This window comes from Mycobacterium sp. IDUB_9 (assembly GCF_055419505.1).
Genome location: NZ_JBVAXU010000009.1, coordinates 173,639 through 196,687, shown reverse-complemented (window position 1 = coordinate 196,687; position 23,049 = coordinate 173,639). Strand labels below are relative to the sequence as shown.

General features: G+C 66.8%; 25 protein-coding genes. 13 read left to right on the top strand and 12 right to left on the bottom strand.

Features of this window, described 5'->3' with window-relative positions:
- Window positions 1-18 precede the first annotated feature (18 nt).
- From ACZY08_RS28085 to ACZY08_RS28070, 4 genes are all read left to right on the top strand, one after another.
- Window positions 19-384, top strand: a complete 366-nt coding sequence (locus tag ACZY08_RS28085) for a VOC family protein (RefSeq protein WP_463747878.1) — start codon at window positions 19-21, stop codon at window positions 382-384.
- Window positions 385-505: 121 nt separating this feature from the next.
- Window positions 506-1,636: a nitronate monooxygenase gene (locus tag ACZY08_RS28080; protein ID WP_463747877.1), complete on the top strand. Its 1,131-nt coding sequence runs from the start codon at window positions 506-508 to the stop codon at window positions 1,634-1,636.
- Window positions 1,637-1,780: 144 nt separating this feature from the next.
- Window positions 1,781-2,356 carry a TetR/AcrR family transcriptional regulator gene (locus ACZY08_RS28075; protein ID WP_463747876.1) on the top strand — a complete coding sequence of 192 codons (576 nt, stop codon included), beginning with the start codon at window positions 1,781-1,783 and terminating at the stop codon, window positions 2,354-2,356.
- The gene (locus ACZY08_RS28070; RefSeq protein WP_463747875.1) at window positions 2,353-4,602 is read left to right on the top strand and encodes a molybdopterin-dependent oxidoreductase; all 2,250 of its coding nucleotides are present in this window, start codon (window positions 2,353-2,355) and stop codon (window positions 4,600-4,602) included. Before ACZY08_RS28075 ends, ACZY08_RS28070 begins: the two co-directional genes overlap by 4 nt.
- A 16-nt stretch (window positions 4,603-4,618) precedes the next feature.
- On the opposite strand, the gene ACZY08_RS28065 is transcribed toward ACZY08_RS28070, so the two are convergent.
- A complete protein-coding gene (locus ACZY08_RS28065; RefSeq protein WP_463747874.1) occupies window positions 4,619-5,221 on the bottom strand; it encodes a hypothetical protein in 603 nt (200 codons plus the stop codon).
- A 207-nt stretch (window positions 5,222-5,428) separates the two neighbouring features.
- Between ACZY08_RS28065 and ACZY08_RS28060 the strand changes: the two genes are divergently transcribed.
- Window positions 5,429-6,676, top strand: coding sequence for a cytochrome P450 (locus ACZY08_RS28060; RefSeq protein WP_463747873.1), 1,248 nt, complete (start codon window positions 5,429-5,431; stop codon window positions 6,674-6,676).
- Here the strand turns inward: ACZY08_RS28060 and ACZY08_RS28055 are convergent.
- Window positions 6,630-6,953 carry a hypothetical protein gene (locus ACZY08_RS28055; protein ID WP_463747872.1) on the bottom strand — a complete coding sequence of 108 codons (324 nt, stop codon included), beginning with the start codon at window positions 6,951-6,953 and terminating at the stop codon, window positions 6,630-6,632. The two genes, ACZY08_RS28060 and ACZY08_RS28055, sit on opposite strands and share 47 nt — an antisense overlap.
- A 147-nt stretch (window positions 6,954-7,100) precedes the next feature.
- Here ACZY08_RS28055 and ACZY08_RS28050 point away from each other — a divergent pair, with 147 nt between their 5' ends.
- From ACZY08_RS28050 to ACZY08_RS28040, 3 genes are read left to right on the top strand one after another with little or no spacing between them, the layout of a single operon-like run.
- Entirely contained in the window at window positions 7,101-7,850 is a 750-nt protein-coding gene (locus ACZY08_RS28050) for a helix-turn-helix domain-containing protein (RefSeq protein WP_463747914.1), read from the top strand.
- Between the two features lie 40 nt (window positions 7,851-7,890).
- Complete coding sequence (locus ACZY08_RS28045; protein WP_463747871.1) at window positions 7,891-8,613, top strand: FadR/GntR family transcriptional regulator; 723 nt, start codon at window positions 7,891-7,893, stop codon at window positions 8,611-8,613.
- Window positions 8,610-9,266, top strand: a complete 657-nt coding sequence (locus ACZY08_RS28040) for a sterol desaturase family protein (RefSeq protein WP_463747870.1) — start codon at window positions 8,610-8,612, stop codon at window positions 9,264-9,266. Before ACZY08_RS28045 ends, ACZY08_RS28040 begins: the two co-directional genes overlap by 4 nt.
- Here ACZY08_RS28040 and ACZY08_RS28035 read toward each other — a convergent pair.
- On the bottom strand, window positions 9,247-10,026 hold the full coding sequence (locus tag ACZY08_RS28035; RefSeq protein ID WP_463747869.1) for a L,D-transpeptidase: 780 nt from the start codon (window positions 10,024-10,026) through the stop codon (window positions 9,247-9,249). The two genes, ACZY08_RS28040 and ACZY08_RS28035, sit on opposite strands and share 20 nt — an antisense overlap.
- 176 nt (window positions 10,027-10,202) lie before the next feature.
- Entirely contained in the window at window positions 10,203-11,648 is a 1,446-nt protein-coding gene (locus ACZY08_RS28030; RefSeq protein ID WP_463747868.1) for a DUF7159 family protein, read from the bottom strand.
- A gap of 211 nt (window positions 11,649-11,859) precedes the next feature.
- Here ACZY08_RS28030 and ACZY08_RS28025 point away from each other — a divergent pair, with 211 nt between their 5' ends.
- Window positions 11,860-13,317, top strand: a complete 1,458-nt coding sequence (locus tag ACZY08_RS28025) for a peptide MFS transporter (RefSeq protein WP_463747867.1) — start codon at window positions 11,860-11,862, stop codon at window positions 13,315-13,317.
- On the opposite strand, the gene ACZY08_RS28020 is transcribed toward ACZY08_RS28025, so the two are convergent.
- The gene (locus tag ACZY08_RS28020) at window positions 13,311-14,264 is read right to left on the bottom strand and encodes a threonine ammonia-lyase (RefSeq protein ID WP_463747866.1); all 954 of its coding nucleotides are present in this window, start codon (window positions 14,262-14,264) and stop codon (window positions 13,311-13,313) included. The genes ACZY08_RS28025 and ACZY08_RS28020 overlap by 7 nt on opposite strands.
- 69 nt (window positions 14,265-14,333) lie before the next feature.
- Here ACZY08_RS28020 and ACZY08_RS28015 point away from each other — a divergent pair, with 69 nt between their 5' ends.
- On the top strand, window positions 14,334-14,756 hold the full coding sequence (locus tag ACZY08_RS28015) for an acyl-CoA thioesterase (protein ID WP_463747865.1): 423 nt from the start codon (window positions 14,334-14,336) through the stop codon (window positions 14,754-14,756).
- Window positions 14,757-14,827: 71 nt separating this feature from the next.
- Window positions 14,828-15,052 carry a hypothetical protein gene (locus ACZY08_RS28010; RefSeq protein ID WP_463747864.1) on the top strand — a complete coding sequence of 75 codons (225 nt, stop codon included), beginning with the start codon at window positions 14,828-14,830 and terminating at the stop codon, window positions 15,050-15,052.
- Here ACZY08_RS28010 and ACZY08_RS28005 read toward each other — a convergent pair.
- The 3 genes from ACZY08_RS28005 to ACZY08_RS27995 all read right to left on the bottom strand — a co-directional run bounded on the left by ACZY08_RS28005 (window position 15,004) and on the right by ACZY08_RS27995 (window position 17,423).
- Window positions 15,004-15,912, bottom strand: a complete 909-nt coding sequence (locus tag ACZY08_RS28005; protein ID WP_463747863.1) for a cytochrome c biogenesis CcdA family protein — start codon at window positions 15,910-15,912, stop codon at window positions 15,004-15,006. The genes ACZY08_RS28010 and ACZY08_RS28005 overlap by 49 nt on opposite strands.
- A gap of 9 nt (window positions 15,913-15,921) precedes the next feature.
- On the bottom strand, window positions 15,922-16,434 hold the full coding sequence (locus ACZY08_RS28000; protein WP_463747913.1) for a protein disulfide oxidoreductase: 513 nt from the start codon (window positions 16,432-16,434) through the stop codon (window positions 15,922-15,924).
- Between the two features lie 107 nt (window positions 16,435-16,541).
- Window positions 16,542-17,423: a TIGR03854 family LLM class F420-dependent oxidoreductase gene (locus tag ACZY08_RS27995; protein WP_463747862.1), complete on the bottom strand. Its 882-nt coding sequence runs from the start codon at window positions 17,421-17,423 to the stop codon at window positions 16,542-16,544.
- An 86-nt stretch (window positions 17,424-17,509) separates the two neighbouring features.
- On the opposite strand from ACZY08_RS27995, the gene ACZY08_RS27990 reads away from it, so the two are divergent.
- Window positions 17,510-17,950 (top strand): DUF6188 family protein, encoded by a 441-nt coding sequence (locus tag ACZY08_RS27990; protein ID WP_463747861.1) that lies wholly within the window; start codon window positions 17,510-17,512, stop codon window positions 17,948-17,950.
- Between the two features lie 17 nt (window positions 17,951-17,967).
- Here the strand turns inward: ACZY08_RS27990 and ACZY08_RS27985 are convergent, their stop codons facing one another.
- Entirely contained in the window at window positions 17,968-18,447 is a 480-nt protein-coding gene (locus tag ACZY08_RS27985; protein ID WP_463747860.1) for a hypothetical protein, read from the bottom strand.
- A gap of 177 nt (window positions 18,448-18,624) precedes the next feature.
- Between ACZY08_RS27985 and ACZY08_RS27980 the strand changes: the two genes are divergently transcribed.
- Complete coding sequence (locus ACZY08_RS27980) at window positions 18,625-19,917, top strand: cytochrome P450 (RefSeq protein WP_463747859.1); 1,293 nt, start codon at window positions 18,625-18,627, stop codon at window positions 19,915-19,917.
- On the opposite strand, the gene ACZY08_RS27975 is transcribed toward ACZY08_RS27980, so the two are convergent.
- From ACZY08_RS27975 to ACZY08_RS27965, 3 genes are all read right to left on the bottom strand, one after another.
- Entirely contained in the window at window positions 19,910-20,296 is a 387-nt protein-coding gene (locus ACZY08_RS27975) for a cupredoxin domain-containing protein (RefSeq protein ID WP_463747858.1), read from the bottom strand. The genes ACZY08_RS27980 and ACZY08_RS27975 overlap by 8 nt on opposite strands.
- 70 nt (window positions 20,297-20,366) lie before the next feature.
- Window positions 20,367-21,785, bottom strand: coding sequence for an APC family permease (locus tag ACZY08_RS27970; protein WP_463747857.1), 1,419 nt, complete (start codon window positions 21,783-21,785; stop codon window positions 20,367-20,369).
- A 108-nt stretch (window positions 21,786-21,893) separates the two neighbouring features.
- Window positions 21,894-23,000, bottom strand: a complete 1,107-nt coding sequence (locus tag ACZY08_RS27965; RefSeq protein WP_463747856.1) for a glycosyltransferase — start codon at window positions 22,998-23,000, stop codon at window positions 21,894-21,896.
- Between the last annotated feature and the right edge of the window lie 49 nt (window positions 23,001-23,049).

The window sequence follows — 23,049 nt, the reverse complement described above, 5'->3', positions numbered from 1 at the left end:
CAGGACTAGAACAGAAGGATGTCCGAACAACTGCACACCATCGCGATCAAGGACATCGCGGCCGTCATCGCCACCGGCCGATTCGAGGCCGCGAAGCACTGGTATGCGCGGCTCCTCGACCGCGAACCCGACCTGGAACCGGTTCCAGGTGTCGCGGAATGGCAGCTGACCGCCACCGCATGGCTACAGGTCGTCACCGATCCCGCCCGCGCAGGCCGGACCGCCGTGCGGTTCGGGATCGACGACCTCGAAGCCACCGTCGCCCGGCTGCGGGGCGACGGTGTCACAGTCGGAGAGCCGCAGGTCATCGCTGACATGGTCGCTGTGATCGACGTAGCCGACCCGGACGGCAACGAAGTGTCCTTCGTCGCGGATCTCGCCTGAAACTTCTGGGTCGAGCCCCCAAACGATCCGCCGTGGTACTAAACTAGAACACGTTTCACTTCTGTCCGGGTCGGATCGACCGGGGACTCGCAAACCGCACCGCCACCACAAGGAGCTCCGAATGCACACCGCACTCTGCGACGAGCTCGGGATCGACGTCCCGATCTTCGCATTTACCCACTGTCGCGACGTCGTTGTCGCCGTCAGCAAGGCCGGTGGTTTCGGCGTGCTCGGCGCCGTCGGATTCACCCCCGAGCAGCTCGAGATCGAGCTCAACTGGATCGACGAGCACATCGGTGACCACCCGTACGGCGTCGACATCGTGATCCCGAACAAGTACGAGGGCATGGACGCCAACATGTCGGCCGACGACCTCAAGGGAATGCTCCAGTCCCTGGTGCCCCAGGAGCACCTGGACTTCGCCAAGAAGATCCTCGCCGACCACGGCGTGCCGGTCGACCACAGCGACGATGACGCCCTCCAGCTGTTGGGCTGGACCGAGGCCACCGCGACGCCGCAGGTCGAGATCGCGCTGAAACACCCCAAGATGACGCTGATCGCCAACGCGCTGGGCACGCCCCCGGCCGAGATGATCAAGCGCATCCATGCCGAGGGCCGCAAGGTCGCGGCGCTGTGCGGATCGCCTTCACAGGCCCGCAAGCACGCCGACGCGGGAGTCGACATCATCATCGCCCAGGGCGGCGAGGCCGGCGGTCACAGCGGTGAGGTCGGCTCGATCGTGCTGTGGCCCCAGGTGGTCAAGGAGGTTGCGCCGGTTCCGGTGCTGGCCGCCGGCGGCATCGGCAGCGGCCAGCAGATCGCCGCGGCACTGGCACTCGGCGCGCAGGGCGCCTGGACCGGATCCCAGTGGGTCATGGTCGAGGAGTCCGAGCACACCGAGGTGCAGCACGCGGCCTACGCGAAGGCGACCAGCCGCGACACGGTGCGTAGCCGGTCGTTCACGGGCAAGCCGGCCCGCATGCTCCGCAACGACTGGACCGAGGCCTGGGAGGACGCGGACAACCCGAAGCCGCTCGGCATGCCGCTGCAGTACATGGTGTCCGGCATGGCCGTGGCCGCCACACACAAGTACCCCAACGAGAGCATCGATGTCGCGTTCAACCCGGTGGGCCAGGTGGTCGGCCAGTTCACCAAGGTGGAGAAGACCTCCGCGGTGATCGAGCGCTGGGTGCAGGAATATCTGGAGGCGACGGGCAACCTCAATGCGCTCAACGAGGCCGCCGGCGTCTGATCGGCGCCGCGCCGGCCGCGAAGTCGACGAAATGGCTGCGAGAACCTAGGTTCTCGCAGCCATTTCGTCTTTTTCGGGGAGGTTCTGGTCCCAGCCACCGCCACTATGTATGGTGACATACATAATCGTCGAAAGGGCGTCGACATGGCTGGTCCTCGTGAGCGCATGGTGGCGTCGGCGGCATTGCTGATCCGGGAGCGCGGCGCACACCCGACCGCGATCGCCGACGTACTGGCCCACAGCGGCGCGCCTCGCGGCTCGGCCTACCACTACTTCCCCGGCGGCCGTACCCAACTCCTTTGCGAGGCAATCGATTACGCCGGTGATTATGTGGTGGCCCGGCTGGCGGAAGCCGACAGCGCCGCGGCTCTGCTCGACGGCATGATCGAGATGTACCGCAAGCAGCTTCTCGGTTCGGGCTTCCGCGCAGGCTGCCCCGTGGTCGCCGTCGCGGTGGAGGCGGGCGATCCGCAGCAGGCCGAGGCGCCCGACCCTGTGCTGGAACGCGCCGGAGCCGCGTTCACCCGGTGGACCGGCCTGATCACCGACAGACTGCGCGCCGACGGAGCCGATCCGGACCGTGCCGACGAACTCGCGATGCTGATCCTGTCGGCCATCGAGGGCGCGATCGTCATTGCCCGCGCCACCCGTGACCTCAAACCGCTGGACCTCATCCACGGTCAACTTCGTGCACTCCTGCCGGAAGGAACATCGTCATGACCGTCGACCAATGGCAACCCACCGCCTGCATCCTGTGCGAGTGCAACTGCGGCATCGTGGTGCAGACCGAAGGCCGGTCGATCACCAAGATCCGCGGCGACAAGGACCATCCGGCCTCACAGGGCTACACCTGCAACAAGGCGCTGCGGCTGGACCATTACCAGAGCAGCACCAACCGCCTGACCTCGCCACTGCGCCGCAAGCCTGACGGCAGCTACGAGGAGATCGACTGGGACACTGCGATTTCCGAGATCGCCGCCGGTTTCCTCGCCATCAGGGACAGTCACGGCGGGGACAAGATCTTCTACTACGGCGGCGGCGGGCAGGGCAACCATCTCGGCGGCGCATACAGCGGCGCGTTCCTCAAGGCGATCGGGTCGCGGTACCGGTCAAATGCCTTGGCACAGGAGAAAACCGGCGAGGCGTGGGTCGATGCCCACTTCTACGGCGGACACACCCGCGGCGAGTTCGCCCACGCCGAGGTCTCGGTGTTCGTGGGCAAGAACCCGTGGATGTCACAGAGCTTCCCGCGCGCCAGGGTGGTGCTCAACGAGATCGCCAAAGACCCGGACCGAGCGATGATCGTGATCGATCCGGTGATCACCGACACTGCCAAGCTCGCCGACTTCCACCTGCGGGTGAAGCCAGGTACCGACGCCTGGTGCCTGGCTGCGATGGCGGCGGTGCTGGTGCAGGAAAACCTTTGCGACGACGCATTTCTGAAGGCTCACGTCAATGGCACCGAGCCGGTTCTCGACGTGCTGCGACAGGTGCCGATCGCCGACTACGCCCAGCGGTGCGGCGTCGACGAGACCCTGCTGCGCCAATCGGTGCGGCGCATCGCCGCCGCCGGCAGCGTGGCGGTGTTCGAGGACCTCGGCATCCAGCAGGCGCCCAACAGCACCCTGTGCTCATACCTCAACAAGATGCTGTGGATTCTCACCGGAAACTTCGGCAAACGCGGTGGGCAACACCTACATTCGTCGTTCGCCCCGTTGTTCGGCTCGGGTGGGGTCGGGCGCAGCCCGGTCACCGGCGCACCTGTGATCGCCGGCCTGGTTCCGTCCAACGCGGTGCCGCAGGAGATCCTCACCGATCACCCCGACCGGTTTCGGGCGATGATCGTCGAGAGCAGCAATCCGGCACACTCGATCGCCGATTCCGCAGCCGTGCGGGCTGCACTGGATTCGCTGGATCTGCTCGTCGTGATCGACGTCGCGATGACCGAAACGGCGCGGCTGGCCGACTATGTCTTGCCCGCGGCCAATCAGTTCGAGAAACCCGAGGCGACCTTCTTCAACCTCGAATTCCCGCACAACGACTTCCATTTGCGCCACCCGCTGTTCGAACCGCTGCCCGGGACCCTGCCCGAACCGGAAATCTGGGCCCGCCTGGTCCGTGCGATCGGCGCGGTCGACGATGCCGAGCTGGATCCCTTGCGCCGCGCCGCCCGGGAGGGACTGGATGCCTACGCCGCAGCATTCCTGGGAGCGGTGGGTGCCAATCCAGGCCTCGGCCGGGTGCTGCCGTACGTCCTGTACGAGACGCTCGGACCGGCGCTTCCAGACGGCCTGGCCGGTGCCGCGGCCCTGTGGGGCTTGGCCCAGAAGACGGCGATGACGTACCCGGACGCGGTCCGGCGCGCTGGTCACGCCGACGGCAACGCGCTGTTCGAGGCCATCCTGGCCGGCCGGTCCGGGTTGACGTTCACCGAACACGAGTATCAAGACGATTTCGCCCTGATCAGCCATCCGGATCACAAGATCGCACTCGACATGCCCGAAATGCTCGACGCGGTAAGGGCTTTGCCGAGCACACCCGCAGCGCTGACCTCCGCAGAGTTCCCGATGGTGCTCTCGGCCGGCGAGCGGCGTGCCTACACCGCCAACGACATCTTCCGCGACCCCAGCTGGCGCAAGCGCGATACCGAGGGCGCGTTGCGGATCAGTGTCGAAGATGCCCGGGCCATCGGCCTGCTCGACGGCGACCGGGCCAAGATCACCACCGCGGCGGGAGCCGCGGAAGCCATCGTGGAAATCAGCGACACGATGTTGCCCGGACACATCGCGCTCCCCAACGGGTACGGCCTCGACCACACCGACGGCCAGGGACAGTCGATTGTTCCCGGAGTCGCTCCCAATGAGCTCACCTCGTCACAGTGGCGTGACGAGTACGCGGGCACCCCGTGGCACAAGCATGTCCCCGCTCGGGTGGATCGGATCCCGGCCGCAAGCGTGACTGCCTGATCGGCTCGTCCGGACCTCAGGGCAGGGGCGCCGGCGGCGGACCGGCCGACACGGCGGGCCCCGGCACTTCGGGCGCCATCGGAGTGCCCGGTGGCATCGGCGTGCCGGGAGACAGCGATGCTCCCGGTGCAACGGGTCCACCCATCGGACCCGACGCGCCCGGCGAGACCGGGACGTTCGGACCGGGTGCCTGACCGGGGACCGGCGTGTTCATCCCGCGTTGCGCGACGCCGAGTATCAGTGCTTCCTTGCCGCTGATCTCCTGGCTCTGCACGGCGTGCCACAGATCCTTGAGATAGCTCAGGTTCGGCGTCTCATTTCCCTGTCCGCTGGGGTCCATCGTCGCTCCCGGCGGCAGGGCGTCCGGGCTCGCCAGGTGTGGGGTCCCGACCGGCGGCTCGACCGGCAGTGCCCCCGGATCTCCGGCAGCCTGCGCTGTCGGCCCGGGTACCGGTCCGGGCGCCGATGCCGGCCCAGGTACCGGGGCGGGAACCGGAGCGGGCGGGACCACCGGGGTGGCTGGTTCGGCAGCCGCCGCGCCGGCCAGCGACAGCGCAACGAGCGGCCCCGACACACCGCACGCCAGTAACGACGCAATCCTCCGGATGTCGACACGCATCTCTATTTCCTCCTGCTGTTGCTCCAGGGACAGATGGTAACGCTGAGTGCATCGTCGCGCTCGTTCAATCGTTACAGCGCAGGCATCAGAACACGTTCCAATACCAACGATGTGGGAGTTTCCGAAACCCGGTCCAAGGGGCCCCACCTGTGGTGTAGCAATGGCTTTACGCCACTACACAACGTCGTCGCGAGGAGCGCCAACGCCATGCCGACTCTCAACCTCCCGCCCGGGTTCGACTTCACCGATCCTGACATATACGCCGAGCGACTTCCCGTCGAGGAGCTCGCGGAGATGCGCAAGCTGGCTCCGATCTGGTGGAACGAACAGCCGCTGGGCCAAGGCGGCTTCGACGACGGAGGGTTCTGGGTCGTCACGAAGCACAAGGACGTCAAAGAGGTCTCCCTGCGCAGCGACGTGTTCTCCAGCCAGGAGAAGACCGCCCTCCCGCGCTATCGCGACGGCACCGTCCAGCAGCAGATCGAACAGGGCAAGTTCGTCATGCTCAACATGGACGCACCGCACCACACGCATCTGCGCAAGATCATCTCCCGGGCCTTCACTCCCCGGGCGATAGAACGCCTACGCGCCGACCTGGCCGACCGCGCCCGGGCCATCGTCGCTGCCGCCGCAGCCGAGGGCTCGGGGGATTTCGTCGAACAGGTCTCGTGTGAACTGCCGCTACAGGCAATCGCGGGACTGATGGGCGTGCCGCAGGAAGACCGCATGAAGTTGTTCGACTGGTCCAATCAGATGGTCGGCGACCAGGACCCGGAGTTCGCCTCCAACGACGCGATCAGCGCCTCCGTCGAGTTGATCATGTACGGAATGCAGATGGCGGCCGAGCGGACGAAGAACCCGGGCGATGATCTGGTCACCACGCTTCTGCAGGCCGACGTCGAGGGGCACAAACTGTCCGACGACGAGTTCGGCTTCTTCGTCATCCTGCTCGCGGTGGCCGGCAACGAGACGACCCGGAACTCGATCACCCAGGGCATGATGGCCTTCGCCGACCACCCCGACCAGTGGGAGTTGTTCAAACGGGAGCGCCCGGGCACCGCGGCCGACGAGATCGTCCGGTGGGCGACACCCGTCACGTCATTCCAGCGCACCGCGCTCGAAGACACGGAGCTGGCCGGCGTGCCGATCAAGAAGGGGCAGCGGGTGGTGATGTTCTACCGCTCGGCGAACTTCGACGAGGAGGTGTTCGACGACCCGTACCGCTTCGACATCCTGCGGGATCCCAACCCGCACGTGGGATTCGGCGGCACCGGCGCGCACTACTGCGTCGGCGCCAACCTGGCCAGGATGACGATCGACCTGATCTTCAACGCGATCGCCGACGGGATGCCCGACCTGACGCCGCTGGCGGCGCCCGAACGACTTCGGTCTGGTTGGCTCAACGGCATCAAACATTGGCAGGTGGATTACCGCGGCCGGTCGGATAGTCGATGATCGATCGCCAGTAGTCATCCGGGATTTCGGTGTTCGACCGCAGCACGATCGCCAGACCGGTTGCCATCGCAATGCCGAGAAGCCCGAGCCACAGTCCCGCGAGCGCGATCGCAATCCAGAGCGCCGTTGTCAGCGCCGGCCACGGCGATGCCACCGCGAGCACCGGCGCGAAGAAGAACCCGGCCGCGACATAGCCGGCCGACCCGGCTCGGTCGGCCGCCATGACGGCGTGCAGCCACCGCGGGATCGATTGGTGTGACTGGGTTTTCTCGCTCATCGCAGCCTCCTCCGTGGGGACGACACCAACCATCACGCGAACTGGGTAATCTCCGCAATTACCCCCCAGGTAGTGGTTATCGCCCTTTGCGTGAGCGAGACTCGGGTGGTGACGAGCGCGGCAACCCAGACACCGATCGGATCGCTCATGCGCGACTGGCGATTACGCCGCCGCATCAGTCAGCTGGACCTGGCCATCGAGGCCGACGTTTCGGCACGTCACCTCAGCTTCATCGAGACCGGACGGTCGGTACCGAGCCGGGCCATGGTTCTGCGCCTCGCCGAGGCACTGGAGGTGCCGCTGCGCGACCAGAACCAACTGCTCCTCGCCGCGGGGCTGGCACCGGTTTACGCCGAGCGGACCCTGGAGGATCCCGAGATGACCGCCGTACGCGACGGGGTAACCCGGGTGTTGGACGCCTACAACCCCTATCCCTGCGTGGTCGTCGATCGCACCTGGAACCTGTTGCAGGCCAATGCGGGCACCGCGGTGATGCTGGACGGTGTCGCACCACACCTGCTGACCCGACCCAATGCGCTGCGTATCACCCTGCACCCCGAGGGCATGGCACCGCGCATCCGCAACCTGGCGGAATGGCGTCACCACCTGATCAGCCGGCTGCGTCGTGAGGTCACCGTGAGCGGATCGGCCGAGCTGGCCGGCCTTCTCACCGAGATCGAGTCCTATCCGGGAGGGATGGAGCCGGTCCGCGATCTCGGCGGAGTCGTCGTCCCACTGGAATTGACCGCGCCGGACGGCACCGCCCTGACCTTTCTCAGCACCGTCACCACCTTCGGCACCGCGCTGGACCTGACTGCCGCGGAACTGAGTATCGAGGCGTTTCTGCCGGCCGACACCGAGACCGCCGACGCGCTGCGCAGGACTCCACTGGTCTGACCACTTGACCTCTGACCGCTAGGCGAGGCAGCATGGTCCCATGGCGTTACAACCGGTAAACCGCCGATCCGTGCCCGAGGACGTCTTCGAGCAGATCGTCGCCGAGGTACTCAGCGGTCAGATGCAACCCGGCGAACCGCTGCCCAGTGAACGCCGCCTCGCCGAGGTACTCGGGGTGTCCCGCCCGGCCATACGGGAGGCGATCAAGCGGCTCACCGAGGCCGGCTTGGTCGAGGTTCGACAGGGCGACTCGACCACGGTGCGGGACTTCCGCAAGCATGCCGGCCTGGACCTGTTGCCCCGACTCCTCTTGCGCGCAGGCGAACTCGACGTGAGCGTGGTTCGCAGCATCCTGGAAACCCGTCTGCACAACGGACCCAAGGTCGCCGAGTTGGCCGCCGAACGGGCGGCGCCCGAGGTCGTCACGCAACTCTCGCGCACGGTCGACGCACTGGCGGCCGAACCTGATCCGGTGGAGCAACAGCGCCACGCGCTCACCTTCTGGGACCTGATCGTCGACGGCGCGAATTCGATCGCATTCCGGTTGATGTACAACACTCTTCGGCAAACCTACGAGCCCGCGCTTCCGGCGTTGGCCACCATGATGGCCGCCGAGGTCGGCCGTCCCGACGCGTACCGGCGGATCGTGGCGGCCATCGAAGCGGGTGACCCGGTGGCCGCCCGCCATGCTGCTCAGCACCTGCTGGAGCCGGCCACCAACGCACTCATGAGCGCACTCGACGCATTGGAGGAAACCCGATGACGCGCAACGCTTTCACCTTGGGCGACGCGGTACGGGAATTCATCAGGCACCCCTCCCCCTGGATGATCGGCACCGCACTGGTCATCAGCGTCGTCGCGCGGTGCGCCGTCGGCAACTGGCAATTCACCGATGCGGTGGTGCCGGTGGTGATGCTTGCGGTGTTCCCGTTCTTCGAGTGGATCGTCCACGTCTTCGTACTGCACTGGCGGCCAAGGCAGTTCGGCGCGCTCAACCTGGATTCGCGGCTGGCTCGCGATCACCGGCGCCACCACGTAGAGCCGCGCGATATCCCGCTGATCTTCATACCGTGGCAGGCTCTGCTGTGGATCCTGCCCATCGCTGTGGCTGTGGCATTCCTGGTCTTTCCGCGGACCGGCCTCGGGCTGACGTTCCTGTCAGTGTTGACGGTGCTCGGACTGTCATACGAGTGGTGCCACTACCTGATCCACAGCGACTACAAGCCGAAAACCCGTGCATACCGAGCGGTTTGGCGGAACCATCGGCAGCACCACTACAAAAACGAGCACTACTGGTTCACGGTCACCACCGCCGGAACCGCCGACCGGATACTGCGGACGTATCCGGACCCGGCGACGGCGTCCACCTCACCGACGTCGAAGAACCTGCACGCGGCTACGACTGCACGACAATAGGATCGCCCAACCCCACCGTGTTGAAGTACCAATCGGCATTGTCCGGACTCAAGTTGATGCAGCCGTGGCTGACGTTGGAATAGCCCTGCGATCCCACCGACCAGGGCGCACCGTGCACGTAGACGCCGCCCCAGGTCACGCGGACCGCATCGTACACAGTGAGCTTGTAGCCCTCCGGGTCACTCAGCGGAATCCCGATGGTGCGTGAATCCATCACCACGACAGGCTCTTTCGCCAGCGCACTGAACGTACCGATCGGAGTGGGGTGCTTGGGCTTCCCCATCGAGGCGGGCATCGTCCGGGCCACGGCGCCATCGATGCTGACCGTGAAGGTGTGCGCATCGATGTCGGCCACGCCGAGCACCTGCGCCCCGGTCTCGAAGCTGGTCTTGGCACCACCGGCGGTGACCGAGATCTTCGAATGCGCCGGCCACAACTGATCGGGTTTCCACTGCATCACATCGTCACTGAGCCATGTGAAGGTGCCGGTTGGTGTTTCCGGCGAGCTGATCTTCAGGCTGCTCTGCGCCGCATCCCGGTCGGTCACCGGGTTGTCGAACGTCACGGTCAGTGGCATGGCGACACCGACCACCGAACCCGCGGCGGGCTCGATGGTCACACCGGGTGCAGGCGTGCTCACTGCGGCAGCTGCGACATTGACCGTGCTCGCGGCAGCCAAGGTGGCCACACCAATCGCGGCAAACACTTTCAGTACCGACGCTCGAACGGTTCCGAATGACGACGATGGGGCGGTCAGCATTCCACCAGTGTAGGTGAGCGCCGGCGCTGCCCCTTTCAGGCGCAGCGTGACGGCGGCAATTCGAGGTCGGCGGTGGCGCGGTGGGTTGCCCATGGTGAACTCATCGGCACGGCGTCTCAGAACGTTTCACCCCACGCATCAGCGCCATCGCGGCGGCCTCAGCAACGTCACCGGGATCAGGGCGCGACGGGAACCGGAGCCTGCGACTCGGGCATGGCCGGGACCTCTTCAGGCGCGGGTGGTGTTGCCTCCGGTGACACCACTTCGGGCGCGGGTGGCGCCGGTTCGACCGCCGGAGCCTGCGCGGCCGTCTGTTGTATCGGCGCCGCCTCTTGCGCCGTACTCGGCGGAGCCGGTGCGACCTCGGGTGCCGGAGGCGGCGGAGGCGGAGGTGGTGGTGGTGGAGGAGGAGGAGGCACCTCCGATGTCGGGGACGGTTCCGGCGACACGGCAGTCTCTCCCGGCGGCATCTGGTCGGCCGACGGTGGCTGTTGCGCCGCATCGGGGGGTGGCGCACCGGGGACGTTCTCGGGCAGTGCCGGCGGGAGCTCGGAAGTCACCGGTGCCGGCTCGGACCCCGCAGGAGCAAGCTGCTCGCCCGGTACGGCGGTGTGCTCGGGCGGGGCGGTGACACTTTGATCGGGGACGTACTCCGGGCCGGCGTCCTGGACCACGGGTTCGAGTACGGGCGGGGATTCGGTCGGCACCGACGGTGCCGGGACCGCCGACGTCTGCTGTACCGACGCCGAGTCGCCCGACGTGCTCACCACCGGACGCGTGCTGCGGTGCGGAGTCGGCTCTGAACCGGGAAGCAGCTGCTGACTGACCGCCAGCGCCAGCGAAACTCCGAAGGCCAAGATTCCACCAACCAATATCGCCAGCGGAGTCAATTGTGTAGGGGGCCAGCGCCAACCAGCCGAGGCCACGCGGTCATCGGATGCCCGCCGGCCCCGCCGTACCGAGGCCAGGGCCGCGCCCCGGGCCAACGGCAACCCGGGTTCGGCCGGTGTGAACACCGGCATCCGGAGGGCCTGCTCCAATTTCGGTAGCACAGAGTCCAGGTCGACGGCGGATCCCACGACCACCAGCGCATCGGGCCGCGGAGCGGCCGCGCCGAGCACGTCGGACAACCAGGTGATCAGGCCGGCCACGGTCTCGATGCCCCGGCTGACCGCGGTCTGTACCGGATCGTCGCCGCCCACCGTCATCGCCTGCACGACATCGGGTTCCAGGACGCACACGCCCGTCGTGTCGAATCCGACGATGCCGGCGACACGCCGCGCCAGTGCATCGGTCGCTTGGGGCAGCCGCACCGGAACCACATCGGCGAACCCGGCATCGGCGAACTTCTTCAGCAACACCGCACCCTCGGCAGCCGCCCCGGAACTCCAGGTGACACCGATCGCGGTCAGTTGCAGACCGCGTTCTGCCGCAACCCTTTCGGCGCGCCGGGCGGCCTTCACGACATCGGCGCAGATGTCATCGGTGCGCGCGGGCGCAAGGCCCCGGATGTCGAGGGATTCGTGGTCGACGGTCGCCCCGTCGGCCTCGCTGCCCTCGACCAGGACCAGACCGACGGTGGACGGTGTCAACGAAACACCGAGCACCGCGTCCACATGCACCCCCGAAAGTGTGGCCGTCGTCCAAACGTTTCACGGTGACATTACCCGGTGGCAGCTTCGTGCCCATCCCCTGCACCTGCGGTCGCTGTTCATCACCGGCACCGAAATGTGCTGTGCCGCAGAATCGCCAGTACACAACCGAGTGTTAGTTTGCCGCCGAGCCCGTCAATATCGACCGACCGGGGTCGGTTGCATGGCAAGGTGGGGGCGCATGCAGGAAATGCAGGATTCGTCGCAGCGCGGCACGTTCTTCGGTCATCCCATCGGGCTGGCCAATCTGTTCGGCGTGGAACTGTGGGAGCGGTTCTCCTTCTACGGGATGCTCACGATCCTCGGCTACTACCTGTACTACGTGGCCGCCGACGGCGGACTCGGGCTACCCAAGAGCACCGCCACCGGCATCGTCGGCGCTTACGGCGGACTGGTGTACTTGTCCACCGTCCTCGGAGGGTGGATCGCCGATCGCCTCCTCGGCATGGAGCGGACGGTGTTCTACGGCGGCGTGGTCGTGATGGCCGGCCACATCACACTGGCCGTCGTTCCCGGTCTGGCCGGTGTCGGTATCGGACTGGTGCTGGTGGCGCTAGGATCCGGAGCACTCAAGGCCAACGCCTCCGCACTGCTGGGCACGCTTTATGCCAAGGAGGATCCGCGCGCCGACGGTGGGTTCACCCTGTTCTATCTCGGCGTCAACCTCGGCGCCTTCGTCGGACCTCTGGCGACGGGATTGTTGCAGACCCACATCGGCTTTCACTACGGCTTCGGCGTCGCGGCCATCGGTATGGCGCTGGGGCTGACGCAGTACGTGATGTTCCGGCGCAATCTCGGGAACCACGGACGCGTCGTGGCAAATCCGTTGCCGCCAGGGTCAATTGGCAAGGTCGTCGGCGTGGTGGCGGTACTGGCGGCGGCCGTGGCGGTGCTGTTCTCGGTGCACCTTGTCAACCTGGCCAACCTGTCGCAGTTCACCACCGCGGTGATAGTCGTGGCCTCGGTCATGTACTTCGTGGTGATGCTTACCAGCACCAAGGTGTCCGAAACCGAACGGACGCGGGTCCGTGCCTTCATCCCGCTGTTCATCGCGAACGCGGTGTTCTGGTCACTGTTCCAACAAACCTTCACGGTGCTGGCCGTCTACTCCGATGAACGGGTCAACTGGTCCGTCTTCGGTTGGACCGCGCCGTCGAACTGGATCGGGTCGATCGAACCTGTGTGGATCATCCTGCTCTCCCCCCTGTTCGCGATCCTGTGGACCCGGCTGGGCAACCGGGCACCCACCACACCTCGCAAGTTCGGCTACGGAGTGATCGGCATGGGCGCAGCATTCCTGCTGTTCTTGCCGATGGCACAGACCACCGGAAAAGTGGTGCCGGCCTTGCTGGTGGCCGCCATCATGGTGGTGTTCGCGGTGTCCGAGCTACTGTTGTCGCCGATCGGCCTGTCGGTGACGACAAAGCTTGCACCAGTTGCGTTCCGGGCGCAGATGATGGCGCTGTTCTTCTTCTCGGTCGGTCTGGGTACGGCGATGTCAGGTGTGCTCGCGCAGCGCTACGATCCGGCGAACGAGTTCGCCTACTTCGGGATTCTCGGCGCGGTGGCGATCCTCACCGGTGTCGTGGTGCTACTGATGTCGCCACGGATCAGCCGGCTGATGGAAGGCATTCACTGATCGCCGGAGAGGATGTCGGCCAGCAACTGTGGCTCGATGTTGCCGCCGGAGACGATCACGACGGTGGGCCCGGGTGGCGTTGCCAACTTGTGGTAGCCCGCCAGCGCCACCGCCCCGCTGGGCTCGGCAACGAGATGCGCGCGGTGCGCCAGTTGTCTTACCGCTGAACGAATCTCACCTTCGGTCACGGTGATGACACCGTCAATAACCCGACGCAGATGGGCGAATGTCAGCTCTGACGGTGTCGAGCGCAGTCCGTCGGCGATGGTCCGGTTGCGTTGCGCCACAGGCCAGTCCACCAGATGACCGGCAGCCAGGCTCTCGGCGGTGTCCGCGGCGAGTTCGGGCTCGACACCGAATATCTTGGCCCGCGGACACATCGCCCGAATGGCGGTGCCGACGCCCGAGGCCAGGCCGCCGCCGCTGATCGGGATCAGTACGGTCGCGATGTCGGGGAGATCCTGCGCGATCTCCAACCCGATGGTGCCCTGGCCGGCGATCACGTCGGGATGGTCGAAGGGTGGCACCAGCACACCACCGGTGCGCTCGACCAGTTCGGCGGCAACCGATTCACGCTGACCCGCCCCGCACAACACGACCTGTGCCCCGCGGTCCCTGGTGGCCTGTACCTTCACGGTCGGCGTCTCCTCGGGCATCACGATGTGGGCGTCCACGCGAAAGGCCGCAGCCGCATACGCCACCGCCTGCGCATGATTGCCGCTGGAGTAAGCCACCACTCCCCTGGCCCGTACATCGGGTTCGAGCCGGCCCAGCGCGTTGAACGCGCCGCGGATCTTGAATGCGCCGATCGGTTGCAGGCTCTCGGGCTTGAGCCACAACGGACGGTCGGGGTCTCCCCACCCGGCGGCCAGCAGCGGGGTCCGCACGATGTCGGGGGCGATCCGCCGGGCTGCGGCGTCGATGTCGTCGAGAGTCACCAGCTTCACGGCACAAGTCTCTCCCGCGGACGGGCCCTGCGAAAGCCCGGGCTGCGGCACCCCGGCTACCGTGCTCACGTGACCCAGTACAGCTTCGGAATCGTTCCGCGTTACGCCGAGATCGACCAGCAGGGCGTGGTGTTCAACGGCCACTACCTCACCTGGTTCGACGAGGCATGCACCGGGCTGTTCGACCATCTTCGGGTGAGCTACGCCGACCTGATCGCCGACGGCCTCGACATGCAGGTGGTGCACACCGAGATCGATTTTCGGGCGCCGGTCCGCTGGCGGGAACCGGTGCGCGTCGTTGTGCGCTGCGAGCGCATCGGCACCACCAGCTTCACGCTGGGCTTCACCGTGCTGGGCACCGACGCCTCCGGCGACGAGCAGCCCAGGGTGTGCGGCAGCAACGTCTACGTCGTTGTCTCGACCGGTGACTGGTCGAAGCGACCCGTTCCCGAAGGTGTTCGCGCGGCACTCAGTTCCGTTGCCGACCAATGAATCTCCCGACCCGGGCCGCCGTGGTGCACAATCGAATGGAGAGCCGACGCCGGCCGGTGAGAGGGGCAATCATGACGCAGGTGGATGAAGAGGGCTTCGACGGCTACGGATTCGACGACGCCCCTGAGGCCGATGTCGTCGAACAGCTGATTCCGGTCGGCGTCGATGACGAAGACGACGCGTTGGCGGATCTGCGCCGGGTGCGAATCTCACCCGATGTGGAGGCCACCGAGGCCGACCTCATCGATCAGGCGATAGTGGTGCCGTCAGACGACGAGTCCGACTTCGACCGCTGAACGGAAGGACGCCCGGCGGCGAATCTGACCCGCCACACACCGAGCGCCACCAAGACGAGAAGGGCGAGCACCCACGGCCAGGCGCCGTGCCGGTGCACCCACCCCGCCAGGGTGCCCTGCAGGTAACCGGCGGCGGCGATCACCGGATCATCGGGATTTCCTGCGGCGCCGAACAATTGGATCTCATACCACCCGTAGTAGGCGACATAGGCGCCGACGGCGATCAACAGGGCTCCGCTGATCCGGCTGATGTAGGGGACGACGCGACGCAACCGGTCGATCACGACGGTGCCGGCCAGCGCCGTAGCCACGGCCAGCACCCCGACGACGAGAGCGAAACCCCCCGCGTACGCGCCGAACACCGCCACCCGGTGCAGCGCGGTGTGCGATTCCAGGGTTGCACCGGTGACCGCCAGGAAAGGCCCGACGGTGCACGACAGTGACGCCAGCGCGTATCCGACGCCGTAGCCGGCCATCGAGCCGAGCCGCGCAGTGGGTGCCCAGCCGGCACGGCCCGCCACCGCGTCGGGCAGCAGAAACCCGAGCCGGCGGCCGGCCAGTAGCCAGGCCCCCAGCGCGACCAAGACGATCCCGATGACCACGGTGACATAGGGAAGATAGGTTTGCACGGTATTTGCGGCCGCCACGGTCAGCAGCCCGAAAGTGCCGAACACCGCAACGAATCCGGCAGTCATCACCGCGGTGGCCACGAGCGCTCGTCCCAACGCGCTGAGCGGCCCGCGCGGCGAGGTGCCCCGCACCGCCAGCGCAAGGTACCCGGGCAGCAGCGCGAAACCGCACGGATTGAGTGCTGCGACGAGTCCGGCGCCGAACGCCAACCCCACCAGGTTGTCTGACACGCCCGGCGACTAGCTCTTCAGAGCCGCGACCCGATCGGCCAGCTCCTGCTGCGGCATCGCCGACGTGGGGTTGTTGACGAACGTGGACGACCCGTCGGCACGGTAGAAGACGTAGGCCGGCTGCCACGGGACGTTGTAGCGAGCCCAGATCGACCCGTCGACGTCATTGAGGTTGGGGAAATTGAGGTGGTATTTGTCGACGAACCCCTGCATGGCCCCGACATCGGAGTGTGCCGCCACACCGACGAAACTGACCTGTGGATTGGCTGCGGCAACCTGGCTCACCGACGGCGCCTCGGCGTTGCAGAACGGGCACCACGGCGTCCAGAACCACAGCACCGCGGGCCGCCCGGCCAGGCCGGACCCGTTGAAGGGCGCGCCGGACAACGTGGTGCCGGTGAATTGCAGCCGATCGTCGGCAGCTGCGGTCGGTGCGGCAACCAGCGCCAACACCACCGCAACCGTCGACAGCACGCCGGCCGGCCCGGCTATCACCGTTTGGCGCAACCACCGGAGTCGCATCCTCATGGCAGTCTCCTTCGCTCAGGGCGCAGCCGCACGCACGGCCCGCGCATACCCCCTAACACGGAAGTCCACACTTCCGGGTTCAACGCGGAACCTCACCGAGCTCAGTTCTGCCGGGGCAACAACTCGGCGGCGAACCGGTCCAGGAATGCGGCGCGCTCGGTGGAGCCTGCCGCCCTGATCACGAATTTGGTCAGCCCGGCAGCCAGGTAACCGTCGATCTGGCGGTGCAGGTCGGGCCAGTCCGCGGCCAGCAGTTCGGTCGGGTCGACGTCGGGCCTGCGCCGGCGCACCGCGGCGAGCAGATCAGCCGAGAGCACGCCGTCCCCCACCGCGAGGCTGATGCCGTAGTGGTCAGGCTCGATGACCCGGCCGGCAGTCTCTGCCTCCGCCTCGATGCGCCGGCGCGCTGCCCCCGCCTCGTCGGGCGTGAGGAAGCTGCCCAGCCATCCGTCGCCGAATCGACCGATGCGGGTCAACGCCGCCGGGGCCGAGCCGCCCAGCCAGATGTCGATCGGTTTGGCCGGTACCGGCTGCACCTGAGCGGAGCGGACAGTGAAGTACTCACCCTCGAACGACACGTCACGGCCGTTCAGCGCCGATCGCAACAGGTGCAGTGATTCGTCGAAGACGGCAGCCCGGCGGCGGTCGGGCACGACGAAGATGTCCCGCTCGGCAGGCAGGGCCGAATGCAGGCCGAATACCGGCAGCACTCGCTTGGGCGCCAGCGCTGCCAGCGAGGCCAGTTGTTTGGCCACCAGCACGGGATGGCGCCCGGGCAGGATGGCAACCGAGGTCCCGACCTTCAACCGCTGGGTTCGTGCCAGCGCGTAGGCCATGCCGATGAACGGATCCACCGCCGGGGTGTAGACCAGTTCGGAGAACCACAGTGAGTCGATCCCGGAATTCTCCAGGTGATCGACGATGCCGCCCAGTTCACCTGGGGCCGTGTCGGCGCCGACGCCGACACCGAACCGCACCTTCATCGGACGTTTCCCATGTCATCCATATTCGACCCAACACCGCGCAACCGCCTCTTGTGCCCGCCGGCCCGGCGGTTCAGAGTAAGACAATGAGCGAACAATGGATTCAAGGGTGCTTGGTCCAGCGGATCGCGTTTCATGATGGCCTGGTGCTCAACCTCGACGACTACAACGAACTCGTCATCTCGGTCCCACTGGAACTGACACTGCCGGCGACCGATACCGACGCATCCGAAGTGGTGTCGCTGGACCCACGGTCACTGCGCGATGAAGTTCGGCCGCTGTTCGATTTCGCCGGTCAACGGTGCACGCACGCCGACTGGGAGGACAACGGCAGCCTCCACCTGAGCTTTTCCGACGGCCACCGGATCGATGTCCGGCCCGAAGAAGGCCGGACATCGTGGGAGCTGTACGGGAAATACCACGGCTACGCCGCATGCCTGCCCCACGGGCGGGTCCGCGTCGTCCGTCACGATCAGGATGACTTCGATCAGGACGGCGACGAGGGCCCCACCCGCGAGAGCGGCTGACCACTACCGATGGGGTCTCAGCGGACGCCGACCCCGAGGATCGGTACCCAGACGCCGAACAGCCACACACCCCACTGGCGGAACCCGTTGTCCCACACAGGGTTCAAGTTGTAGCCCCAGTAGTTGATGGTCGGCGGCAGCGGCCCACCCCGCCATTCGAACGGTGGCGGCGGGCCCCAGCCCCATGGCGGCGGGCCGTTACGGTCGTCCCACCAGTCGTGCCGGTTGTTCGACCACCAGGGACCCTTGTCGTCCCAATGTCCACGGTTGTCGAAATCGTGCCCGCGGTTGTCGAAATCGCGGCCGCGATCGAAATCACGGTCATGGCCGGGCGGCCCGCCGTTGCAGAACGGGAAGCAGTCGTCGTTGCCGTGCCCCGGCTTGAGCGGAGCCGGCACAGCGGGCGACGCCGACGCCACCGGAGCCCCCAACCCCGTGACGCCCATTCCGAACGCACCGACTGTCAACGCAGCCGCCACGAACTTCGTCAGTTTCATCCCTGAACCTCCTACGGTCGTGACCCCGGCGCAGGCCATCCCCCAATGGCCCGGCGCCGCAACGCCTTGCGACTCACCTGGCTGCGAGCGGCGAAACGTGCACCCCAGAGGGGTATCGCCACCGCCGATCCGAGCGTTACCCATTTTCCGGCCCCTGCGGGGCCCTACTCTGGCGGGGTGGGTATCGCACCGCGGATCAATGGGGCGCGTCCCAGCGACGTGCCGCGCTCGGAGATCGACCTCGGATCCTGGCAGTTCTGGCGTGAGGACGACGACGTCCGGGACGGCGCATTCAGCGTGCTGCGCCGTGACGACCCGATCTCGTTCCACCGTGCCTGCGTTCTCGACGGCTCACCGGAGAGCGCCGGGCACTGGGCGGTGACCAGGTACGACGACGTGTTCCACGCCAGCCGCCATCCGGAGATCTTCAGCTCCGCGTCCGGCATCACCGTTGGCGATCAAACTCCGGAATTGGCAGAGTATTTCGGCTCGATGATTGCGTTGGACGATCCGCGGCACACCAGGCTTCGCAACATCGTGCGCAGCGCGTTCACGCCGCGCGTGGTGGCGCGGATCGAGGATTCGGTCCGTGATCGGGCCCGACGCCTGGTCAGTGACATGGTGGCCAGGAATCCCGACGGCACCGCCGAACTGGTCACCGAACTCGCCGGACCATTACCGCTGCAGGTCATCTGCGACATGATGGGGATCCCCGAGCACGACCACCAACGGATCTTCCACTGGACCAACGTGATCCTGGGATTCGGCGACCCCGACCTGACCACCGATTTCGACGAGTTCGTGACTGTCGCGATGGACATCGGCGCCTACGCGACCGCGCTTGCCGACGAACGGCGTGCGGCGCCCACCGAGGATCTGACCACCAGCCTGGTTCAGGCCGAGGTCGACGGGGAACGGCTGACCTCGGCCGAGGTGGCCTCGTTCTTCATCCTGCTGGTGGTCGCGGGCAATGAAACGACCCGCAATGCCATCAGCCACGGTGTGCTCGCCCTGACCCGCTACCCGGACCAGCGTCAGAAGTGGTGGTCGCGCTATGACGAACTGGCCCCCGACGCGGTGGAGGAGATCGTGCGCTGGGCGTCGCCGGTGAGCTACATGCGCCGCACGGTCACGCAGGACACCGTGCTGGGCGGGACACCGCTGCCCGCCGGCGCAAAGGTGACGCTGTGGTACGGATCGGCGAATCGGGACGAGTCAAAGTTTGCCGATCCGTGGATGTTCGACATCACCCGACACCCCAACCCCCACCTCGGATTCGGTGGCGGCGGCGCGCATTTCTGCCTCGGGGCAAACCTGGCGCGCCGTGAGATCACCGTCGCGTTCTCCGAACTGCACCGGCAGTTGCCCGACATCGTGGTGACCGAGGAACCTGACCGGCTGCTGTCGCCGTTCATCCACGGCATCAAGCGCATGCCGGTGGCCTGGTCCACCCGCGCAGCGTCTACTTGACGGTCAGGGTGCCCAGCATCGCGGGGTGATAGAGGCAGTAGAACGCGTACTCCCCCGGCTCCTGCGGGGCCGTCAACGTCGCCTGTCCCTTGCCGTCGACGTGGACGTCGAACAGTCCCTTGGTCCGCGATGTCACCGAATGCTCGACCTCGTCCTTGTTGACGATCGTGATCGCGGTTCCCGGCGCCACGGGGCCCAGTGCGCTGAATCCCATCCCCTCGATCGCGATGACGGGGCCGGTCGGAACTTGTTTACCCGGGCCGGTGGTGGCAGTCCCGGAGTGCTGGCTGTGGCCGGCCGGCGAATTGGCTTGCCCGCAGGCAACTACCGTTCCCGCGACCAGGAACAGCGATACGGCCAACACTGCAACTCGATACATCCGGGACCCCCTGGGAATCGTCCTGAGACCGCAGACAATTATCGGCCCCGCCGGGGTGTGATGTGCGGTTTCAGCCGACCCGGCGACCCACGACCACACCGGCCGCGAACGCGGCTACGAGCACACCGAGGATGGTCCACGCCAAAACGCTGGAACCGCCCACCAGGTCGCTGAGGTTGGTCAGGATCAGAACCAGTGCACCCAACAGGCCCGCGAGACCCAACGCCGGTGCGACCCGCACCCGCCACAGCGAATGGCCATGCCGGTCGGACCCGAAATAGACGAGAACCGCGACACTGGTGGCGATCATCAGGAGCACCACGCCGACCGTCGTCGCCCCGGCGAACCAGGTGTAGAACTGGGCGGCCGGGTCGAGCCCGAACACCACTGCCAGGAGCACGCTGAGCGCCACGACTCCCGAGATCCACAGCGAGGCCCGGTGCGGCGAGCCGTGCCGCTCGTGCGGCCGGCTCAGCCGCGCGGGCAACACGTCGCGCTGCGACAGCGCGAACACGTATCGCGAGGCCACGTTGTGGAAGGCCAGGATGCAGGCGAACAGACTGGTGAAGTACAACACCGTGATGATGTCGGCGCCCGCCGCGCCGATGTAGCGGTGCGCAGTGTCGCCGAGGAACGTAGAGCCCGAGTCGGTGGCACGGGCGACGGCCTGCTCATCGCCCCAGCCCGAGATCAACGCCCAGCTGGTGACCGCGTAGAACACCCCGATCAGGATCAGCGCCAGATAGGTGGCCCGCGGAATCGTGCGCTCCGGAGTGCGGGCCTCGTCGCGGAAGATCGCGGTCGCCTCGAATCCGACGTAGCTGATGATCGCGAACAGCAACCCGATGCCCAGTGAGCCGGAGAAGACCGCACTCGGATTCACGATGCCCGCAGACAGGCCATGCTCACCGCCGTTGGCCACGATCACCAGGTCGAGTACCAGCACGATCGCGATCTCGGCGGTCAACAACACGCCGAGCAGGCGGCTGGACAGCTCGATGTTGCGGTACCCGAGGTACGTCGTGACCGCAAAACCTGCGACGGCGAACACCCACCACGGCACAATCGGCCCGCCGGCCAGCTCGACCACACTCGCCCCCGCCGGGCCGAGCAGGCCGTACACGCCCGCCTCCAGCGCCACGTAGCTCACCAGCGCCACGAACGCGATACCGATGCCGGCGGGCAGTCCGAGCGATTGACGAACATAGGAGAAGAAGGCGCCCGCGTCATCGACGTAAGGGGTCATCGCGGTGAAGCCCACCGCGAACAACAACAGCACCAGCGTGGCGGCGATGAACGTGGCGGGGAATCCGGCTCCGTTGCCCGAGGCGATGCCCAGCGGCACCACCCCGCCGATCACACCCAGTGGCGCGGCCGCGGCCACCACCATGAAAACGATCGAGGCCACTGAAAGGTTGCCGCGCAACTGGCGGCCGGCTACCGGCGGCGGGTCGCCCAACGATTCTGGGGCTGTGGTGGTTTCGGACATGCTCGACCGTCCTTCAGGCAGCGTGCGCGTAAATCTGACCCGCGGAACATAGGGTCGGGCCGGGCCCGGACACCAGGTCTGGCGTCAGCGTGCGCAAAACCCGCCTTGTTACCCGGCTCCCAGTGCGTCGAGCATTCCGGCCGCCGACCGCGGCCAGGTGAACTGTTCGGCACGCTGACGGGCACTGCTGCGCCGCATCGGTTCGGGCCGGCCGATCACCGAGGTGACGGCCTGCGCGATGGCGTGGGCGTCGTTGTCGGCAGTCGCTCCGCTGTCGCAGGTGAGGATCTCGGCAAGTGCCGACGTCCGGGACACCACCGCCGGAGTTCCGCACGCCAGCGCCTCCAGCGCCGCCAGGCCGAAGGTCTCGTGCGGCCCGGGCGCCAGTGCGACATCTGCCGAGGCCAGGATGGTCGCCACGGTGTCGCGGCAACCGATGTACCCGGTGAAGGCCACCGGTAGCCCGTTGGCCTGCCTCTCGAGGCGAGCCCGCAACGGCCCTTCCCCCACCACCACCATTTGGGCATCTAGGCCCGAATCACGCAGTGCGGCCACGGTATCGATACTTCGGTGAGCGTGTTTCTCCACTGACAACCTGCCGCAGTGCACCAGGAGGGTCTGCTGCGGCGCAGCCCAGCGGCTACGCATCTCGGCACACCGGCGCCTCGGGTGGAACTGCTCGAGGTCCACGCCGAGCGGCACGGTCGCCACATTGTCCGCACCGATCCGGTCGAATTCCTCCCGCGCGAAACCTGTCGTGCACACGACCGCGTCGTAATTCGCCGCAGTGCGGCGGTTGGCGAAGTCTGCGACCATGACCGCCGCCGATCGCGGCAGCACCTGACCGACCAACCGGTCCAGGCGTTCGTGGGAGATCATCACGGTGGCCACACCGTGTCTGCGGCCCCACGGCCCCAGCGACCGCAGGGTCAACCGGTCCGATACTTCGATCGCGTCCGGACCGAGCTGCTGCAGCAACGCGGTCACCGGCCGCGGCAGCACCGCGCGGTAGCCGCCCGTGAACGGGATCAGCCTGGCAGGCAAGGAAATCCGCACGACGCCGCTGGCAAGGACATGCCGCTGCGGGTGTGCACCCGGCACGATGAGATACACCTCATGGCCCAGCGCGACATACTCCGCGCCGAGGCGGTCGACCGCGGTACGCAGCCCGCCAGATCGCGGGCCGTAGAAGTTCGCAACCTGGACAACCCGCATGTCACGATGAGAACCGGCCCGCGTGTGCGGTCAACCACAACGCCGCGAC

Coding starts and splice junctions, on each gene's coding strand:
- ACZY08_RS28025 (WP_463747867.1), top strand. CDS start 11,860: ATGCAGGAAATGCAGGATTCGTCGCAGCGCGGCACGTTCTTCGGTCAT.
- ACZY08_RS28065 (WP_463747874.1), bottom strand. CDS start 5,221: ATGCGTGTCGACATCCGGAGGATTGCGTCGTTACTGGCGTGCGGTGTG.
- ACZY08_RS28035 (WP_463747869.1), bottom strand. CDS start 10,026: ATGCTGACCGCCCCATCGTCGTCATTCGGAACCGTTCGAGCGTCGGTA.
- ACZY08_RS27995 (WP_463747862.1), bottom strand. CDS start 17,423: ATGAAGGTGCGGTTCGGTGTCGGCGTCGGCGCCGACACGGCCCCAGGT.
- ACZY08_RS28050 (WP_463747914.1), top strand. CDS start 7,101: ATGCGCGACTGGCGATTACGCCGCCGCATCAGTCAGCTGGACCTGGCC.
- ACZY08_RS28040 (WP_463747870.1), top strand. CDS start 8,610: ATGACGCGCAACGCTTTCACCTTGGGCGACGCGGTACGGGAATTCATC.
- ACZY08_RS28060 (WP_463747873.1), top strand. CDS start 5,429: ATGCCGACTCTCAACCTCCCGCCCGGGTTCGACTTCACCGATCCTGAC.
- ACZY08_RS27975 (WP_463747858.1), bottom strand. CDS start 20,296: ATGTATCGAGTTGCAGTGTTGGCCGTATCGCTGTTCCTGGTCGCGGGA.
- ACZY08_RS28055 (WP_463747872.1), bottom strand. CDS start 6,953: ATGAGCGAGAAAACCCAGTCACACCAATCGATCCCGCGGTGGCTGCAC.
- ACZY08_RS27985 (WP_463747860.1), bottom strand. CDS start 18,447: ATGAAACTGACGAAGTTCGTGGCGGCTGCGTTGACAGTCGGTGCGTTC.
- ACZY08_RS28080 (WP_463747877.1), top strand. CDS start 506: ATGCACACCGCACTCTGCGACGAGCTCGGGATCGACGTCCCGATCTTC.
- ACZY08_RS28085 (WP_463747878.1), top strand. CDS start 19: ATGTCCGAACAACTGCACACCATCGCGATCAAGGACATCGCGGCCGTC.
- ACZY08_RS28075 (WP_463747876.1), top strand. CDS start 1,781: ATGGCTGGTCCTCGTGAGCGCATGGTGGCGTCGGCGGCATTGCTGATC.
- ACZY08_RS27990 (WP_463747861.1), top strand. CDS start 17,510: ATGAGCGAACAATGGATTCAAGGGTGCTTGGTCCAGCGGATCGCGTTT.
- ACZY08_RS28045 (WP_463747871.1), top strand. CDS start 7,891: ATGGCGTTACAACCGGTAAACCGCCGATCCGTGCCCGAGGACGTCTTC.
- ACZY08_RS28000 (WP_463747913.1), bottom strand. CDS start 16,434: ATGCGACTCCGGTGGTTGCGCCAAACGGTGATAGCCGGGCCGGCCGGC.
- ACZY08_RS27965 (WP_463747856.1), bottom strand. CDS start 23,000: ATGCGGGTTGTCCAGGTTGCGAACTTCTACGGCCCGCGATCTGGCGGG.
- ACZY08_RS28010 (WP_463747864.1), top strand. CDS start 14,828: ATGACGCAGGTGGATGAAGAGGGCTTCGACGGCTACGGATTCGACGAC.
- ACZY08_RS28070 (WP_463747875.1), top strand. CDS start 2,353: ATGACCGTCGACCAATGGCAACCCACCGCCTGCATCCTGTGCGAGTGC.
- ACZY08_RS27970 (WP_463747857.1), bottom strand. CDS start 21,785: ATGTCCGAAACCACCACAGCCCCAGAATCGTTGGGCGACCCGCCGCCG.